The sequence below is a fragment of the Agromyces sp. H17E-10 genome (genome assembly GCF_022919715.1).
Taxonomy (GTDB): domain Bacteria; phylum Actinomycetota; class Actinomycetes; order Actinomycetales; family Microbacteriaceae; genus Agromyces.
This window is the reverse complement of sequence record NZ_CP095042.1, coordinates 1,769,122-1,785,249: the sequence shown is the minus strand read 5'-3', so window position 1 is coordinate 1,785,249 and position 16,128 is coordinate 1,769,122. Positions and strand designations below refer to the sequence as shown.

Annotated in this window: 16 protein-coding genes and 1 pseudogene; 5 read left to right on the top strand and 12 right to left on the bottom strand. The window is 72.3% G+C overall.

The genetic code is table 11. The features are described from left to right. The first annotated feature begins 11 nt into the window (after positions 1-11). Positions 12-659 carry a hypothetical protein gene (locus tag MUN74_RS07980; RefSeq protein WP_244855955.1) on the top strand — a complete coding sequence of 216 codons (648 nt, stop codon included), beginning with the start codon at positions 12-14 and terminating at the stop codon, positions 657-659. 104 nt (positions 660-763) lie between these two features. Here MUN74_RS07980 and MUN74_RS07975 read toward each other — a convergent pair whose 3' ends face one another. The 6 genes from MUN74_RS07975 to MUN74_RS07950 form a co-directional block, all read right to left on the bottom strand. After that, a complete protein-coding gene (locus MUN74_RS07975; RefSeq protein WP_244855954.1) occupies positions 764-1,147 on the bottom strand; it encodes a DUF1304 domain-containing protein in 384 nt (127 codons plus the stop codon). 65 nt (positions 1,148-1,212) lie between these two features. After that, positions 1,213-2,715 carry an HNH endonuclease signature motif containing protein gene (locus MUN74_RS07970; RefSeq protein ID WP_244855953.1) on the bottom strand — a complete coding sequence of 501 codons (1,503 nt, stop codon included), beginning with the start codon at positions 2,713-2,715 and terminating at the stop codon, positions 1,213-1,215. A gap of 98 nt (positions 2,716-2,813) precedes the next feature. Further along, positions 2,814-3,977: a winged helix DNA-binding domain-containing protein gene (locus MUN74_RS07965; protein ID WP_244855952.1), complete on the bottom strand. Its 1,164-nt coding sequence runs from the start codon at positions 3,975-3,977 to the stop codon at positions 2,814-2,816. Beyond that, the gene (locus MUN74_RS07960; protein WP_244855951.1) at positions 3,978-4,826 is read right to left on the bottom strand and encodes an ABC transporter permease; all 849 of its coding nucleotides are present in this window, start codon (positions 4,824-4,826) and stop codon (positions 3,978-3,980) included. Next, complete coding sequence (locus MUN74_RS07955) at positions 4,823-5,722, bottom strand: ATP-binding cassette domain-containing protein (RefSeq protein ID WP_244855950.1); 900 nt, start codon at positions 5,720-5,722, stop codon at positions 4,823-4,825. The genes MUN74_RS07960 and MUN74_RS07955 overlap by 4 nt, the downstream gene beginning before the upstream one ends. Before the next feature lie 237 nt (positions 5,723-5,959). Beyond that, positions 5,960-6,730, bottom strand: coding sequence for an isocitrate lyase/PEP mutase family protein (locus tag MUN74_RS07950; RefSeq protein ID WP_244855949.1), 771 nt, complete (start codon positions 6,728-6,730; stop codon positions 5,960-5,962). 67 nt (positions 6,731-6,797) lie between these two features. Between MUN74_RS07950 and MUN74_RS07945 the strand changes: the two genes are divergently transcribed. Further along, positions 6,798-8,246, top strand: a complete 1,449-nt coding sequence (locus MUN74_RS07945; protein WP_244855948.1) for an LssY C-terminal domain-containing protein — start codon at positions 6,798-6,800, stop codon at positions 8,244-8,246. 54 nt (positions 8,247-8,300) lie between these two features. On the opposite strand, the gene MUN74_RS07940 is transcribed toward MUN74_RS07945, so the two are convergent. Further along, the gene (locus MUN74_RS07940) at positions 8,301-9,545 is read right to left on the bottom strand and encodes an FAD-dependent monooxygenase (RefSeq protein WP_244855947.1); all 1,245 of its coding nucleotides are present in this window, start codon (positions 9,543-9,545) and stop codon (positions 8,301-8,303) included. Positions 9,546-9,650: 105 nt separating this feature from the next. On the opposite strand from MUN74_RS07940, the gene MUN74_RS07935 reads away from it, so the two are divergent. Continuing rightward, a complete protein-coding gene (locus MUN74_RS07935) occupies positions 9,651-10,226 on the top strand; it encodes a TetR family transcriptional regulator (protein ID WP_244855946.1) in 576 nt (191 codons plus the stop codon). Positions 10,227-10,326: 100 nt separating this feature from the next. Here the strand turns inward: MUN74_RS07935 and trhO are convergent, their stop codons facing one another. Continuing rightward, positions 10,327-11,226: an oxygen-dependent tRNA uridine(34) hydroxylase TrhO gene (trhO, locus tag MUN74_RS07930; RefSeq protein WP_244855945.1), complete on the bottom strand. Its 900-nt coding sequence runs from the start codon at positions 11,224-11,226 to the stop codon at positions 10,327-10,329. Positions 11,227-11,295: 69 nt separating this feature from the next. Here trhO and MUN74_RS07925 point away from each other — a divergent pair, with 69 nt between their 5' ends. Further along, positions 11,296-11,853, top strand: coding sequence for a YbhB/YbcL family Raf kinase inhibitor-like protein (locus MUN74_RS07925; RefSeq protein ID WP_244855944.1), 558 nt, complete (start codon positions 11,296-11,298; stop codon positions 11,851-11,853). Between the two features lie 108 nt (positions 11,854-11,961). Here the strand turns inward: MUN74_RS07925 and MUN74_RS07920 are convergent, their stop codons facing one another. Together MUN74_RS07920 and MUN74_RS07915 are read right to left on the bottom strand one after the other, a co-directional pair. Beyond that, positions 11,962-12,600 (bottom strand): LysE family translocator, encoded by a 639-nt coding sequence (locus tag MUN74_RS07920; RefSeq protein ID WP_244855943.1) that lies wholly within the window; start codon positions 12,598-12,600, stop codon positions 11,962-11,964. 168 nt (positions 12,601-12,768) lie between these two features. Further along, a complete protein-coding gene (locus MUN74_RS07915; protein ID WP_244855942.1) occupies positions 12,769-13,164 on the bottom strand; it encodes a helix-turn-helix domain-containing protein in 396 nt (131 codons plus the stop codon). A 112-nt stretch (positions 13,165-13,276) separates the two neighbouring features. Between MUN74_RS07915 and MUN74_RS07910 the strand changes: the two genes are divergently transcribed. After that, positions 13,277-14,335, top strand: a complete 1,059-nt coding sequence (locus tag MUN74_RS07910; protein WP_244855941.1) for an enoyl-CoA hydratase/isomerase family protein — start codon at positions 13,277-13,279, stop codon at positions 14,333-14,335. Positions 14,336-14,407: 72 nt separating this feature from the next. Here MUN74_RS07910 and sufU read toward each other — a convergent pair whose 3' ends face one another. Both sufU and MUN74_RS07900 read right to left on the bottom strand, forming a co-directional pair. Further along, positions 14,408-14,869: a Fe-S cluster assembly sulfur transfer protein SufU gene (sufU, locus tag MUN74_RS07905; protein ID WP_244855940.1), complete on the bottom strand. Its 462-nt coding sequence runs from the start codon at positions 14,867-14,869 to the stop codon at positions 14,408-14,410. Further along, positions 14,866-16,077, bottom strand: a pseudogene (locus MUN74_RS07900) (aminotransferase class V-fold PLP-dependent enzyme); the annotation flags it as partial. The gene sufU and the pseudogene MUN74_RS07900, both read right to left, overlap by 4 nt. Between the last annotated feature and the right edge of the window lie 51 nt (positions 16,078-16,128).

Sequence of the window (16,128 nt, the reverse complement as noted above, 5' to 3'; positions counted from 1 at the left end):
ACGGGCCGGTGATGAGCGACGAGCCGGTCATGGGCGAGGGGCCGGGTGCAGGCGCCGAGCTCGATCCGAACGTCGATGCGACCGTCGTGGTGCGACGCGACGACGACGCCACGATCGTGAGCTCCGCCGTCGCCGACCCCGACGCGACGATCGTCGTCGAGCGCGGGCAGTCTCAGGCGGCACCGCGGTCCGGTGTCGTCGACCTCGCCGACCCGGATGCCGACGATGCGACGGTCGTCGTCGCGCGCCCGGCGGCGGACGACGACGCCACCCGGGTCGTCGAGCGCGGCGAGCAGGCCGATCGCCGGTTCACGCACGGCGGCGCCGTGATGAACGCCCCGCGGCGCCGCGACCGGCGGCGTCCGGCGCCCGCTCCTGTCTCCGACGAGGTGCTGCGCACGGCGGAGCCCGCCGCCGGCCCCGGACCGCTCGCCCGCTACGAGGTCCGCGAGCTCGAGGCATCCGCACCGGCTGCCCCACCTCGGTTCGCCGACGGCCCGGCCCCCACGCGAGCCTCCGCCGACGCGCTGCCCTCGGTCGCACGCCGCAGTCGCCGCAGTGCCGCCGCCTCGATCGCGGCCTTCGCGGCCGCCTGCGTCGTCGCGGTCGCCGGGCTCACCGCCGTCGCCGTCGTGGTGCTCGGCGAACTGCTGGGCTGAGGCCGGCCGACCGGTCCAGCGGGTCGCCGCCCCGTCGGCCCATCGGCCCACCGGCCGCTCCGGCCAACCGGCCGCTCCGGTCACCCGCCGATCCGCTCAGCCGCTCACGCGAACGCGAACAGCACGAACCCGATGAGCGGCAGCGTTCCCTGGATGATCGCGGGCTTCAGGTAGCCGCGCCCGGTCGTCGTGAGCACCGCGGCGGCGAGGAACATGCACGCCGTCGTGAACAGCACGAGCGTCTTGCCGACGGGCATCGCGCCGGCCCAGTAGAGAACGAGCCCGAGCGCCGCGCCGATGCCGAGGAACAGGTTGTAGAACCCCTGGTTGTACGCCATCGGGCGGGTCGTGTCGGCTTGCTCCTGCCCGGCGACGCCGAAGCGCTTCCAGACCGACGGCCGCGTCCACCAGACGCTCTCCATGAGGAAGATGTAGCCGTGCAGCAGCGCGGCGAGGGCGACGACGACGGTTCCGATCACTGCGGCCATGCGGTGATCGTACGCGGTCGGGATGCCTCGGGGCGGGCGCCGCGCTCGTGCACCGGCAGGGGCGTTCAAGCCGCGGAGCGGGCCGGCAGTGCGGTGATGTCGGGCGGCGGCGGCAGGACCGCCGGCAGTCTTCGGTTGCCGGCGCGCGGCCGCCGTGCCGGATCGAGATGCGCGGGCGGCACGAACCACGTGAAGCCGCGCTCGATGAGGATGATCCAGCCATCGTCGTGGATGCGGTGGTGGTGATGACTGCAGAGCATGATGCCGTTGTCGAGGTCGGTGCCGCCCTTGTGGCGCCTCCACCACCTGATGTGGTGCGCCTGCGTGTGGGACGGCGGCCGCGCGCAACCAGGCCAAGCGCAACCGCCGTCGCGCTCGGTGAGCACGAGCTTCTGTGCCTGGGTGAACAACCTGCGTGACCTGCTGAACGTGACCTTCTCGCACCCGTCACCGACGTAGAGGAGTGAGATGCCGGCGGACATCGCGATCTGCCGGATGGAGGAGATCGACACGGGCTGGTCGATGCCGTCGATCATGCCGTGCCCGCGCCCCGCCCCGAGCGCCTCGGCGTCGGTCCTGACGACGACCGTCGCCTGCCGGAGCGGCACCGGCCCGTCTTTCGCGCCCAGCGAGTGGCGGGCGATGTCGGCCAGCGCGTCGAGGTTCATCTGCACGATCGTGCGCTGCTCATCGAACACGTCGTCGATCGCCGCACCGTTCTCGATGCCGGCGGGGCCGGCCGCACCGCCGGCGGGGTGGGTCGTCGTGCCCGGCGAACGGCGTTTCGCGTCGCGTGCCCGGTGGAGCTCGGCCCCCACCAGGGTCTCGATCGCGAGCTTGATCGGAGCTCCGTTGACGGGGTCGGCGGCGCCGGTGAACCGGATCATGCCGTGCTCGTCCTCCCAGATGCGGAACTCGCGAGCGGCCCGGAGCTCGTCTTCGCGCGGTTTCACGCCGTCGGGGTCGAGCCGGGCTTCGAGGCTCTTCACCAACCGAAGCAGCCCGTCGGCACCGACGACGGGGGCACGCTCGACGAGGAACCGTTCGGCCTCGCCGAGTTCGCCTCGATCGGCCCGGGGGGCGACGCGCTCGAGAAACCGGCGGATCACGTCGGCGGCGTCGACGCACACCTCGCCCGCTGCGATCGCTCGAGCGAGATGCGGATGCCGCGGCGGGAGCACCTCACCGGTGAACGCGGCGCGGGGCGCGGTGGCCTGCCCGACCGCGACGAGCTTCACGGCTTCTCGGTAGCGGCTGCCGGTCGCAGACGCGATCAACCGCTCGGCGGACGAGAAGCCGTGCTTGCGGGCGACCTCGTCGGTGCCCGGCCTCGACCGGGCCGCGAGTTCGGCCGCGACCGGCGCCTGCAACGCCTGCACCTGACGGAACAGCTCGCCCAATGCCTCGGTCACGCGGACCAGCCCGTCGGCGCTCATCAGTCGCACGTCGGAAGCGGCGTCGCTCGACGCCGGCGTGCCTGCCAGGAATGCGCCCGCCCACGCGTCGGCGAGCCCGAGTGCGGCAGCTGAAACCCCGGTCAGGGCGGGTATTCCAGCAGGTTCGGGCATGTCTCGATTCTACGCGAAATCCACCGAAATTCGAAGATATGTTCGATATTTGTGGAGAAATTCTCGAGCCGGAACTCGAGGTACAGGGGGAGCTGCCGTCAGACGGCGGCGACCGACTCGCGCTCGACGTCCGCGGGCACGCCGAGGAACGCGGCCACCTCGGCCAGTCGCCCCTCGAGGGAGCGCTCTTCGTCGGGAGTGAGCTCGCGCCACGGCAGGACGCGCAGCGTGGCACGGCCGCCCCGCACGACCGGCGCCCAGCGTCCGATCATCGTGCCGCCCGCGAGCATCGCGTGCAGCGGGTACTCGGGGATGATCGGCTGCTCGATGCCCGGCGGCTGCAGGTAGGCGCGCGGCATCGCGTGGCCCATCACGTACTCGTCGTAGCCCTGCAGCAGGTCGACGAGGGCGGGGTCGTCGTCGCGCGCGGCGCGGTCGGGTGGCCTGGCCGTCCATGCCGCGGACACCACGCCGTCGTGCCAGAGCTCCTCGTCGTCGGCGAGCAGGGCGATGCGCCCGACGGTGCGATCGGATGCCGCGGCCAGCGCCGCGCGCACGTCGCCGAGCGTCGATCCCGACCAGGTCGCGAGGTCGCGCACGGTCGCGGGCCCGCGGGTCGTGAGTGCCCGCTCGACGAGCTCGGCGAGGGCCTCCTCACGCGCCCGGGGCGGCGAGGCAGGCACCCGCTCGTCGAAGGCCGCATAGGTGCGCTGCTTGCCGGCGCTCGCCCCCGAGATCGCCACGCGCTCGACCTCGGCGACGAACAGCACGAACCCCAGCCCCGTCGTCGGCAACCCGGCGCGGTCGAACGCGGCGGCGAGATCGCTCCGGGTGCGATGGCCGCCGTCGAGCTCGCGCGCGATCACCTCGACGCCCCGTGCTCCGGCGTCGCCGTCCCAGCCGGCCTTGCGGATGTCGCTCGCCATCTGCCGGCGGATCCGCGGTGCCGAGAGCTCGAGCAGCCACCGGGCGTCGTCAGGCGTGACGAAGTGCCAGGTGGGGCGCAGCACGTGCGTGCGCAGGATCTCGCCGTGATCGACGGCGGCGGCGACCTCGGCGGCACCGGGCCGCGCGACCGGGTCGATGCGCTGCGCGAGTCCCCACTGGGAGGGCAGGTACTCCTGCGCCTGCACGGCGAGCGCACGGCGCACGACCTCGGCGGTCGTGCGCGGCGCCGGCCCCGAGGCATCCCCGTCATCACCGACCGGGCCGCGGAGGCCCTGTGCGAACAGGCGGCGCGACCGCAGCTCGGCGGGATGCACCTACGACACGTCCCTCCGCCACGTCGTCGCGCCGCCGATGACCGTCGCGACGACCGCGATGCCGAGCAGCACGAGACCGCCCTGCCACCACTCGAGCGACTGCACGGCCGCGCCTGTGGGCGTGGCCATCGTGTAGAACGACGCTCCGACGAGCGCGTCGCTCGCGGCACCCGGCAGGAACTGCCCGATCTTCGCCGTCACGTCGCTGAGCGAGGCGACGAGCCGCAGGATGGGCTCGATGAACTGGGCGAACACGATCACGATGACGATCGCCGCGACCTGGTTGACGACGAGCACGCCGAGCCCGACGCCGATCGCGCCCCAGAGCGCGAGCGCGAGCACGCCGCGACCGATGAGGGCCCACGTGTCGGACGAGTCGAGCCCGGTGTCGAGGCCGAACGCCGCGAGCGCGGCGGCGCCCGCACCGACCGAGGCGGCGAAGGCGAGCACGCCGAGGCCGGCGCCGACGACGAGCTGCGAGACGAACTTCGACCACAGCACGACCTGCCGGTACGGCGCGGCGAGGAAGGTCGGCGTGAGCGTCTTGTGCCGGTACTCGCTCGTGACCGCGAGCGCACCGAGCAGAACTGGGAACACGTAGCCGATCGACGAGGCGAAGCTGTAGATGAGCGGGGCGAGCGCGGTGCCCGGCGGTACGACGGCTCCGCCGCCACCCCCGCCGCTCGCGGCCGCAGCGGCGTCGGGGTTGGCGGTCGCCCAGCCGAGGAAGGCCCCGAGGCCGCCGGCCATGATCGCGACGTAGGCGACGAGGATGATCGCGAGCAGCCACCACATGCGCGTGGTGAAGACCTTGCGGAACTCGGCCGCGAGGGCGTTCCCGGCGTTCACTGCTCCTCACCTCCGCCCACGAGCGAGAGGAACGAGTCCTCGAGTCCGGATTTGAGTCGATGCAGCGCGCTCAGCTCGACGCCGCCGACGAAGGCGGCATGACCCACGCGGGCGGGGTCGGGCTCGGCGACGATGAATCCGCTGCGGCCCTCGGTGTGCTCGAGCCCCGCGGCGTCGAGCGCCGCCGCGAGCGCGGCCCGGTCGGGGGAGTCGACGATCGTGCGCGGCGCCGAGTCGAGCTCGAGGCTCGCGAGGGTGCCGCGCTTGACGAGTCGCCCCCGCGAGATGATGACCACGTCGTCGACCGACTGCTGCACCTCGCTCAACAGGTGCGACGACACGAGCACCGTGCGACCCTCGCGGGCGAGCGCCTGCAGGAACCCGCGGATCCACTTGATGCCCTCGGGGTCGAGACCGTTGATCGGCTCGTCGAGCACGAACACGGCCGGGTCGCCGAGCAGCGTGTAGGCGAGTGCGAGCCGCTGCCGCATGCCGAGCGAGTAGCCGCCGACGCGGCGGTCGGCGAACTCCTCGATGCCGACCTGCGCGAGCACGGCCGGAACCCGGGCCTGGTCGATGCCCGCCGCGGTCGCGTATACGCGCAGGTGGTTGCGCGCCGACCGGCCGGGATGGAAGCTCGCATCGAGCGAGGCCCCGACCGTCTCGAGGGGTCGCGACAGCGCCGCGTAGGGGGTGCCGCCGAAGGTCGCGGTGCCGGCGTCGGGCCGTTCGAGCCCGAGCAGCACGCGCAGGGTCGTCGTCTTGCCGGCGCCGTTCGGTCCGAGGAAGCCCGTGACCCGGCCCGGCTGCACTGTGAACCCGAGATCGTCGACCGCGGTGACCGCGCCGAATCGTTTGGTGAGACCCGAGATCTCGATGGGGATGCCGTCGACCATGCGCCCTCCTCAACGTCGGGGGCGTGATGGGCCGCGCAACGGGCCGCGCCCCGCACAGCCCAGGGCGACCCGGAGGTCGCCACACGGCCACCCTAGCGAGCGCGTCAGCGCCGAGGCATCCGTCTCATGGGGGATTCGCAGATCAGGGGTCGGAATCGAGGTCGCCCGTCGTCGGTCGAGGAGGCGCGCCGCGCCGTGTCGAGACCACCGGCGGCGGCGCCCCCGCCCCGCCGCCGCTCAGTTCAGCGGACGGATGCCCTCGGGCAGCACGCCGCCCGCGTAGAGCCCGCTCGCGAGGTCTTGGAGCGCGCCGAGCGCGACGCGCTGCGTGGTCGGTCCGTACGACAGGCGGGCGACGCCGAGCGCTTCGAGACGCGCGGGTGCGGGGATGCCCGGCAGTCCGATGAGCGAGATCTTCTGCTCGCCGATGCCCGCGACGAGCTCTTCGATCTCGGCCTCGCCGAACACGCCCGGCACGAACACGGTCGTCGCACCTGCGTCGAGGAACGCACGACCGCGCTCGATCACGTCGGCGATCCACACCTCGCGCGGGCGATCGTGGCCGCGCAGCCACGCGTCGGTGCGGGCGTTGAGCGCGAACGGCACGCCTTCGGCGTCGGCGGCTGCGACGGCGGCCTCGACGACGGCGACCGACTCGGCGAGCGGCTTCAGGCGGTCTTCGATGTTCGCGCCGACGATGCCCTCGCCGATCGCGCGGCGAACGGTCTCGCCCGGGGCGCCGTAGCCGTCGTCGAGGTCGGCGCTCACCGGCACCTCGACCGAGCGCGCGATGCGACCCGCCATGTCGAGCATGCGGTCGACGGGGATCTCGCCGTCGGGGTAGCCGAACGACGCGGCGATCGAGTGGCCGGCCGTCGCGATGGCGCGGGTCTCGGGCAGGGCGGCGACGGCGCGGGCGCTGACGACGTCCCACACGTTCACCACCTGGAGGAGCTCGGGGGCGGCGTGCAGGCGGCGGAGTTCGGCGGCGGTCTCGGCGAGGGTCATGATTCCAACCTAGGGGTCTGGTCCGACAGCCCGCCCGGCCACGACCGCCCGCGAGTAGCATTCGGACATGGGGGAGCAGTCGGCCGGGGCATCCGCATCGCCGCGCGCCGGCCGCATCTCGGCGAACGCCGTGCTCGACGGATTCTTCTTCGTCTACGCCGGCGTCGCCGCGGTCTGGCTGGCATGGCTGATCCTGCAGCAGAGCTTCGACTGGGGCTGGTTCGGGCTGCTGTTCTTCGTCGTGTTCTGGCTCGTGCTCGCCTACCTCGTGCTGCCGCGCCTGCACCGCATCCTCACGACGATCTACGTGCCCGACTACTTCATCGGCCGGGCCCGCACGAGCGACGGCCTGCTCGGCGACCCCGTCAACCTCGCGCTCCTCGGCGACGAACGCTCGGTGCACGAGGCGATGCTGGCGGCCGGCTGGACCCGTGCCGACGACGTCGACGCCCGATCGAGCTGGCGCATCATCACGTCGACGCTCACCCGACGCAGCTACGACGAGGCGCCCGTGAGCCCGCTGTTCCTCTTCGGGCGCATGCAGGACTTCGCCTACCAGCAGGAGGTCGAGGGCAACCCCGCCAAGCGCCACCACGTGCGGTTCTGGCGCACGCCCGACGGATGGCTGCTGCCCGGCGGGCGTCGCGTCGGCTGGCTCGCCGCCGGCACGTTCGACAAGTCGGTCGGGTTCTCGCTGTTCACCCTGCAGGTCACCCACAAGATCGACGCCGACACCGACGTCGAGCGCGACCACATCGTGCGCACCCTCGTCGACTCGGGCGTGCCGGTCGAGGTGGGCGTCATCCGCGACTTCTCGACCGGCTACCACTCGCGCAACGGCGGCGGCGACACGATCCGCACCGACGGCGACCTGCCGATCGTCGCGCTCGGCGACGCGGTCGGCTCGGGGCTCGGCGAGGGCGCGGCGTCCGCGCGGGCGGGCGGGCTCGCGCCGCATCCGGCCGCCGCCGCCGCCGCCGACGACGTCGCCGCCGTCGCCGAGGTCGACGTCGGCAAGCGCACCGCGTTCGAGCCGTTCGCGCGGCTCGCCGAGCGCGATGCCGGCGGGATGCCCCGGGCCCGAGCCGACCGCCGGCCGATCGCGATCTCGCTCGGGGCGCTGCTCATCGTCGTGCGGGTGCTGCTCGGCGTGCTCTGGCTGATCTCGCTCGCGGTGCAGTGGCCGACGATCGTGCGCGAGGCCGACATCCACCTCGATGACGTCGGCGACGCCGAGGCCGCGCAGATCGTGCTGTGGGTCTTCATCGTCGGCGGGGTCGTCGTGCTCATCGGCCAGCTCGTGTTCGCGTGGCTCGTCTACCGCGGCAGCAACTGGGCCCGCATCACGGTCATGGTCGTGGCCGTGCTGTCGACGATGCTGTCGGCGATCGACTGGTGGCTCGGCGGCGACGAGATCACCCTGCAGACGACGCTGCTGACGCTCGCGGCCGACATCCTCGTGCTGCTGGCGCTGTCGAGCCGTGCCGCGCGCAGGTGGTCGCGGCGGCCGCGCTGAGTCATGCGACCGCGCTGAGTCACGCTGCCGCGCCGGTCACGCCGCCGCGCTGAGTCATGCCACGGGGACGGGCCGCTCCACGGCCGGCAGCGCGAGCTCGGCGTTGCCCGCTGCGAACATGCGGCGCACGAGCGGCAGCAGCGGCTTCGACAGCATGACCCGGGTCGTCGCGCGGGCCATCGCCGCGGCGAACGGCGTCGCGGGCACCATCCGGTCGATGCCGCCGCCCGGGATCTTCTTGCCGGCCTCGACGAACGGCGCGATGTCGACCGCGTAGCGGGTGAGCGCCGCCTCCAGGTCGCCGGGCCGGGCCGCGACGTGCTCCGCGAGCAGGTACGCGCCGATGAGGGCCGTCGCGGTGCCCATGCCGGTCATCGGCGAGCCGCACGAGGCGGCGTCGCCGAGCAGCGCCACCCGGCCGTTCACGGGCGCGTCGAGGTCGATGCGCACGAGCTCGTCGAAATAGAAGTCGGATGCCTCGGCCATCGCCGCGACGATCGTGTCGGCGTGCCACCCGGCGCCTTCGAGAGCGCGGCGCACGAGCGCTTCCTGGGCGACACGATCGCCCCGCAGTGCGGGGTCGTGCGCACCGCGCAGCGTCAGGATCGCCTTCGACGTCGAAGGGTCGCGGTCGGGCCGCAGGCCGAAGGCGATGCCGGGCACGAAGCGCAGCGCGAACCAGCCGGGCTCGAGGTCGCTCGGCGTCGGGAGGGTGAAGAACGCGGCGTAGCCGCCGAGCGGGTGCGCATACTCCTCCTCGGGGCCGAACGCGAGGCGGCGGGTCGCCGAGTGCACGCCGTCGGCGCCCACGACGAGGTCGAACGAGGCGGGCGCAGCGTGCTCGAACACGACGTCGACGCGGTCGGGGTGCTGCTCGAGCGCGGTGATGCGGTCGCCGTAGCGCACCTCGACGAGCCCGGGTGCGGTGGCGGCGGCCTGGTCGAGCGCCTCGAGGAGGACCTCGGCGAGGTCGCCGCGGGCGATCTCGATCTCGGCGACCGCGCCCTCCCCGTCGAAGTCCTCCATCGACATGCGGCCGAAGACGCGCCCCTCGCCGTCGACGTACGACATGCCGAGCTCGTGCACCCGGCGTGCGTCGATGCCGGGCATGAGGCCCATGCGCTCGGCGACCTCGCGGCTCGCGCCGCGCAGGTCGACGGCCTGGCCGCCGGGTCGCGGCGCCTCGGCGCGTTCGACCACGGTCGAGCCGATGCCGCTGCGGGTGAGCTGCAGCGCGAGGGCGAGCCCGGCGATGCCGGCGCCCGAGATCAGGACGTGCGGTGCGGAGGTCGTGCTCATCGTCGTGCTCCTTCAGGTTGAGACATTTGTCTGACACGAATGTTCTACACCGGATTCAGACGTTTGTCTAATACAAATGTCTGAATCGTTCGCTAGCATGGGGCCATGGGCAATCGTGAAGACCTGCTCGAGGGCGCGCGGCGCGTGATCCTCGAGCGCGGCGTGGCGAAGGCGACCGCGCGCGACATCGCCGCGGCCGCGGGCGTGAGCCTCGCGGCGATCGGCTACCACTTCGGCTCGAAGGATCAGCTCATCACCGAGGCGCTCACCGAGTCGCTCGGCTCGGGCATCGGCGACCGCATCGACGAGGTCATCCGCGAGACCACGGCCTTGCCGCTGCTCGGGGGCTTCGCCGCGCTCTTCAACCGGATGCCGGAGGTGTTCGCCGACAATCGCGAAGCCCTGATCGCGAGCCTCGAGAACACGGTGCGGGTGCTGCGCGGGCCCGGCGGCGGGCACGATCTCGCGGCGGCGTCGAACGAGGCGGTGCGGGGCATCGCCGAGCACCTGCGTGCATCACGTCCCGAGCTCGACGACGAACAGGTCGAGGCGGTCGCGAAGCTGGAGTTCACGCTCGTGCAGAGCCTCGGCATCCTGTGGCTCGTCGACCCCTCGCTCGTGCCGACCGGCGACGAGCTCGCGCTGGCGGTCGCGGCGATCGCGGCGCCTCCCGCTGGTTGAGTAGCGCCCGACGGAGTCGGACGCGTATCGAAACCCGGCGAGCCGCTCTCGAGACCCGGTCACCGGGTTTCGATACGCGTCGCGCTGCGCGCGGCGCTACTCAACCAGCGGGGAGGACGTGCGCCGCGCACGGCGCGACCCCGCACGACGCGCACAGCACGAACTCGGCGTCGCACGAGGCATCCGTGCAGTTGGCGGTGCGGTTCGTCGCCGTACCGCAGCGCGCGCACTCGCCGATGACGGCCGCGTGGTCGCTGAAGTCGATCGAGCCGCGGCCGTCGAAGACGTAGAGCGAGCCCTCCCAGAGCCCGTCGTCGCCGAACCGCTCGCCGTAGCGCACGATGCCGCCGTCGAGCTGGTACACCTCGCCGAACCCGCGGCTCGCCATGAGGCTCGAGAGCACCTCGCAGCGGATGCCGCCCGTGCAGTACGTGACGACCGGTCGGTCCTTGAGGTGGTCGTACGCGCCCGAGTCGAGCAGCCCGATGAAGTCGCGGGTCGTCTCGGTCGGCGGCACGATCGCGCCGCGGAAGCGTCCGATCCCGGCCTCGAGCGCATTGCGCCCGTCGAAGAACACGACGTCGTCGCCGCGCTCGCCGACGAGCTCGTGCAGGTCGTCGGGGCTCAGCTTCGTGCCGCCGCCCACGACGCCCGCGTCGTCGACCCGCAGCTCGCCGGGCGCTCCGAACGAGACGATCTCGTCGCGCACCTTGACGCTGAGCTTCGGGAAGTCGAGGCTGCGTCCCGCGTCGTCGAGACCGGTGCCCATGCTCCACTTGAAGTCGACGTGCGCGAACGGCGGGTACTCACGGGTCCTTCGCACGTACCGCTTGAGCGCACCGAGCTCACCGCCGAGGGTGCCGTTGAGGCCGTCCTTCGAGATCAGGATGCGGCCGCGCAGCCCGAGCGACTCGGCGAGCCCGCGCTGCCACAGCCGGATCGCCTCGGGATCGGCGAGCGGCGTGAAGGCGTAGTAGAGCAGGATCTTCGCGACGGGCACCCGCAGATCCTACGGGCGTAGGCTGACGATCGGCCCGGATGCCTCGACCCGGGTCGGGAGAGGACACCGATGTTCGACCACGATCCCTACGCGCAGTTGCAGGCCCTGAGGCCCATCGGCTCGTTCACCGTCACGAGCGCCGACCTCGAGGCCGGCGGGCAGCTCGCAGCGCCGCAGCGCAGTGCCGGCCGGGGCGGCCAGGACGTCTCGCCGCAGCTGAGCTGGTCGGGGTTCCCCGCCGAGACGAAGAGCTTCGCCGTCACCTGCTTCGACCCGGATGCTCCGAGCGGAGCCGGTTGGTGGCACTGGGCGGTCGCGAACATCCCGGTGACGACGACCTCGCTCGAGGCCGGCGCGGGCGCGCCCGACGCGCTGTCGCGGGGACTGCTGCCCGAGGGCGTGACCGTGCTCGACAACGAGTACCGCGAGCCGAGGTACCGCGGCTCGGGCCCGCCTCCCGGAACGGGCGTGCACCGCTACTTCTTCGTCGTGCACGCGCTCGGCGTGGAGCGGCTCGACGTCGACCCCGCGACGACGACGCCGACCGTGCTGAGCGCGCAGTGCTTCTTCAACAGCGTGGCCCGCGGCATCCTCCTCGGCACCGACCTGAACCCCGCCGACGCGTAACCCCTCGGTGGTCGAGTAGCGCGCGACGAAGGAGCACGCGTATCGAGACCCCTCGCGACGGGTCTCGATACGCTCGCTGGCGCTCGCTACTCGACCACCGGGGCGACGTCAGTGCTTGGAGCCGCTGAGCGCGAGCACGCCGCCGAGCCCGATCATCATCACGCCGCCGGTCGCGGCGAGGTGCTCGGCGCGCTTCGGCGACTTCGCGAACCAGTCGCGGGCCGAGCCGGCCGCGAGCGCCCAGACCGAGTCGCACACGAGGGCGAGCACGACGAACACGACGCCGAGCTCGGCCATCTGCAGGGGGATGGAACCCGCGTGGAAGTCGACGAACTGCGGCAGCACTGCGACGAAGAACGCGATGGTCTTGGGGTTCGAGATGCCCACGACGAAGCCTTCGGCGAGCAGGCGCCATGGCGAGCGGCGCGCCACCTTGCCGGCGACCGCGGCCGAGGCATCCGCGCGATGCCGGATCGCCTGGATACCGAGGTAGGCGAGGTACAGCGCACCCGCGATCTTGATGATCGTGAAGAGCGCGACCGACTGCGCGACGATCGCCCCGACGCCGAGCGCGACAGCGGCGACGAGCGGCAGCATGCCGAGCTCGTTGCCGACGACGCTGAGCAGGCCGCCCATCCGTCCGAGCGCGAGCGACCGCCCGATGACGAACAGCACGCTCGGACCGGGGATCACGATGAGCACCACCGAGGCGATGACGAACGCCCAGAGATTCGATGCGGGGACCATCCCGGAATCGTACGCCTCATCTCGTCACGCGTGAATCGCACTTCTTCACCCCTGTTGGGTTGCACGCACGAGCCGCATTGGTTCTCCGTTTCACCTGTTTCAGTTCCGCCTCACGATGAGGCGGAACTGAAACAGCTCGAACGAGAATCCGCCAGGGCGGCGGCACGCTCAGCGACCGCGCCGCCCCTTGCAGCCCGCCCGGTGCAGACGCGCTGGCAGCCGGCGCTCAGCGTGCGGGACTCGCGATGGTTCGAGTCGAAGAGGATCGCCGTCGGTGCCGAACCCGTATCGATGGCGCCAGAGCGCAAAGAGCTCGCCGACCGCCTCGTCGAGTTCGAGAAGGAAGCCCTCTTCCAGGAGGTAGAGCCGCTGCGTGTAGTCGGGGATCACCTTCACGACCCCGTGGTCCCGCAGGACCTTCAGGTGGTGCGAGACGGCCGATCGCGACACTCCGAACTCGCCTGCGACGGCATCGGCCACCATGCCCGACGGGTGCGATCCGACAGCGAGCACCTCGATGATGCGTCGGCGCACGGGTTCGGCCATGATCTCGAACGGGTCCACGCTCGCACGCTACGTCGTGCTGATTCGAGAGGGCCCCGGCGCCGGACTCTGTACGTGTGAACGTGACGGATCCGCTCCTGTGGAGGACGGCTCAGGGCGATACGGTGGCAGCGTGAGCGCCCACATCTCCGCGACGGTCGCCGACGGCGTCGGCCACGTCACGCTCGACCGCCCCCAGGCCATCAACGCCCTCTCGTACGAGATGGTGCGCGAGCTGACCGCCGTGTTCGACGCGTGGCGCCACGACAGCGAGGTCGGCGTCGTCGTGCTCGACGGCGCCGGCGACCGCGGGTTCTGCGCGGGCGGCGACATCCGGGAGCTCTACCACTACGCGACGAACGACGGGCACGGCGAGGCGCGCGACTTCTTCCGCACCGAGTACCGGCTCGACGCCGCGATCGCGCGCTTCCCGAAGCCGGTCGTGGCGATCATGGACGGCATCACCATGGGCGGTGGCATCGGGCTCTCGGGGCACGCCGCGATCCGTGTCGTCACCGAGCGGTCGAAGCTCGCGATGCCCGAGACGCGCATCGGCTTCACGCCCGACGTCGGCGGCACCTGGCTGCTCGCGAGCGCGCCCGGCGAGACCGGGGTGCACCTCGCCCTCAACTCCCGCACGATGACCGCCGCCGACGCGATCTACGCCGGCTTCGCGGACTCGTACGTGCTCTCGCGCGACCTGCCGCACCTCCTGCAGGCGCTCGCCGAACGCGCCGACCCCGGCAGCCCCGCCGAGATCGTCATGCTCTTCGACGAGACCCCGGCCGAGGCATCCACCCTCGCGCTCGCACGCGACTGGATCGACGAATGCTATTCGGCGCCCACGGTGGCCGAGATCATCGCGCGCCTGCGCGCGCACGCGCACCCCGACGCCGCGAGCGCCGCCGACGAGCTCGAGACGCTCTCGCCGACCGCGATGGCCGTGACCCTCGAGTCGGTGCGCCGGGCGCGCACCCTGCCGAACCTCGAAGCGGCGCTCGAGCAGGAGTTCCGGGCGGTGAACTGGTTCCTCGGGCAGCACGACCTGCACGAGGGAATCCGCGCGCAGGTCATCGACAAGGACCGCAACCCCACGTGGAACCCGCCCGAGCTGCGCGACCTGCCGCACGACCTCGGTGCACGCGTGCTCGACGACCCGAGCGCAGGCCCGGTCTTCGATACCGGGGGTTGAGGAGGAGCGAAGCGACGTCTCGAAACCCCGGTTCGTTCGTGCAAGGGTTTCGAGACGCTCCTACGTCGCTCCTCAACCCGCAGGGCGGGCCGCCTGCGCGAGGCACGCCTCGAGGGCGACCCACGCGAGCATCGCGCACTTGACGCGCATCACGTACTTCGAGACGCCGTGGAACGCGATCGCGTCGCCCAGCACGTCCTCGTCGGGCTCGCCAGCGCCCTGCGAGCGCAGCATAGTCCGGAACGCCTCGATGAGCTCGCGTGCTTCGTCGACCGTGCGGCCGGAGACGAGCTCAGCGAGCGTCGAGGCGGAGGCCATCGAGATGCTGCACCCGTCGCCCTGCCAGGCCAGGGTGTCGATGCGTTCGGCTCCCTCGGCGCCGGGCGCCAGCTTCACCCGCACCGTGATCTCGTCGCCGCAGGTCGGGTTGTACTCGTGGTGCTCGGCATCGGCGCCCTCGAGCGGGCCGTCGCCGTTGCGACGCTTCGACTGGTCGAGGATGATCTGCTGGTACAGCCCCTCGAGCCCGCTCACGCGATCACCGCCGCGGTCTCGTCGGAGGAGACCCCGAAGAACCGGCGCACCTCGCCGAGCGCGTCGACGAACCGGTCCATCTCGTCGGCCGTCGTGTAGACGTGCGCACTCGCGCGCGTCGTCGCCGTGACGCCGAGCGCCCGGTGCAGCGGCTGCGCGCAGTGGTGGCCGACCCGCACGACGAGGCCGTGCTCGTCGAGGAACTGCCCCACGTCGTGCGCGTGAACGCCCTCGACGGCGACGGCGACGAGGCCGGCGCGCGGCGAGCCCGCCTGCGGGCCGACGACCCGCACGCCCGGAAGCTCCGCGAGCTGCGCGACCACCCGTTCCGCGAGCGCCTGCTCGTGCGCCACGACCGCGTCCATGCCGATCGCCTCGAGGTAGCGCACCGCCTCGGCGAGGGCGACGACCTGCGAGACCGGCTGCGTGCCCGCCTCGAAGCGGTGCGGCGCGGGCAGGAACTCGGCGTGTTCGAGCGTCACCCGCGTGATCGTCGACCCGCCGGTACGGGCAGGCGGCAGCGCGTCGAGCAGTTCGGCGCGCCCGTAGAGCACGCCGATGCCGTTCGGCCCCAGCATCTTGTGGCCGCTGAATGCGGCGAAGTCGACCCCGAGGGCCGCGAAGTCGGACGGACGGTGCGGCACCGACTGGCACGCGTCGAGCACGATGAGCGCCTGCGGCGCCCGCTCGCGAACGAGGGCGACGACCTCGGCGACCGGGGCGATGAAACCCGTGACGTTCGAGACCTCGGCGAACGCGACGACCTTCGTGCGCGACGAGAGCGCCTCGGCAAGCGCGTCGAGCGACCAGAGCCCGTGCTCGTCGACCCGAACGCCCCGCAGGCTCGCTCCCGTGCGCGCGGCGAGCCGCTGCCAGGGGATGAGGTTCGCGTGGTGCTCGGCCTCGGTCACCACGATCTCGTCGCCGGGCGCGAGCACGAACCGGGATGCCTCGGGGCCGCCGAGCCCGGCCGCGGCGTCGGCCATGCCGAGGGCGACGATGTTGAGCGCGTCGGTGGCGTTCTCGGTCCACACGATCTCGCGCTCGCCGGCGCCGACGAAGCGCGCGACCGTCGCACGGGCGTCTTCGAAGAGGGTGGTCGAGCGGCCGACGGCCGCGCTCGCACCGCGGTGCACGGGCGCGAGGTGGCGTTCGAGGTAGTCGCGCTCGGCGTCGAGCACCTGGCGGGGGCGCTGCGCGGTCGCGGCGGAGTCGAGGTACGCCGCGGCGTGGCCCCCGAGCTCGTCGAAGCGGCGAAG

Excerpts from the sequence above, each read along its gene's own strand:
- MUN74_RS07925 (WP_244855944.1), top strand. The coding sequence starts at position 11,296 with ATGTTCGACCACGATCCCTACGCGCAGTTGCAGGCCCTGAGGCCCATC.
- MUN74_RS07955 (WP_244855950.1), bottom strand. The coding sequence starts at position 5,722 with ATGGTCGACGGCATCCCCATCGAGATCTCGGGTCTCACCAAACGATTC.
- MUN74_RS07935 (WP_244855946.1), top strand. The coding sequence starts at position 9,651 with ATGGGCAATCGTGAAGACCTGCTCGAGGGCGCGCGGCGCGTGATCCTC.
- MUN74_RS07920 (WP_244855943.1), bottom strand. The coding sequence starts at position 12,600 with ATGGTCCCCGCATCGAATCTCTGGGCGTTCGTCATCGCCTCGGTGGTG.
- MUN74_RS07950 (WP_244855949.1), bottom strand. The coding sequence starts at position 6,730 with ATGACCCTCGCCGAGACCGCCGCCGAACTCCGCCGCCTGCACGCCGCC.
- MUN74_RS07945 (WP_244855948.1), top strand. The coding sequence starts at position 6,798 with ATGGGGGAGCAGTCGGCCGGGGCATCCGCATCGCCGCGCGCCGGCCGC.
- MUN74_RS07940 (WP_244855947.1), bottom strand. The coding sequence starts at position 9,545 with ATGAGCACGACCTCCGCACCGCACGTCCTGATCTCGGGCGCCGGCATC.
- MUN74_RS07975 (WP_244855954.1), bottom strand. The coding sequence starts at position 1,147 with ATGGCCGCAGTGATCGGAACCGTCGTCGTCGCCCTCGCCGCGCTGCTG.
- MUN74_RS07980 (WP_244855955.1), top strand. The coding sequence starts at position 12 with ATGAGCGACGAGCCGGTCATGGGCGAGGGGCCGGGTGCAGGCGCCGAG.
- MUN74_RS07970 (WP_244855953.1), bottom strand. The coding sequence starts at position 2,715 with ATGCCCGAACCTGCTGGAATACCCGCCCTGACCGGGGTTTCAGCTGCC.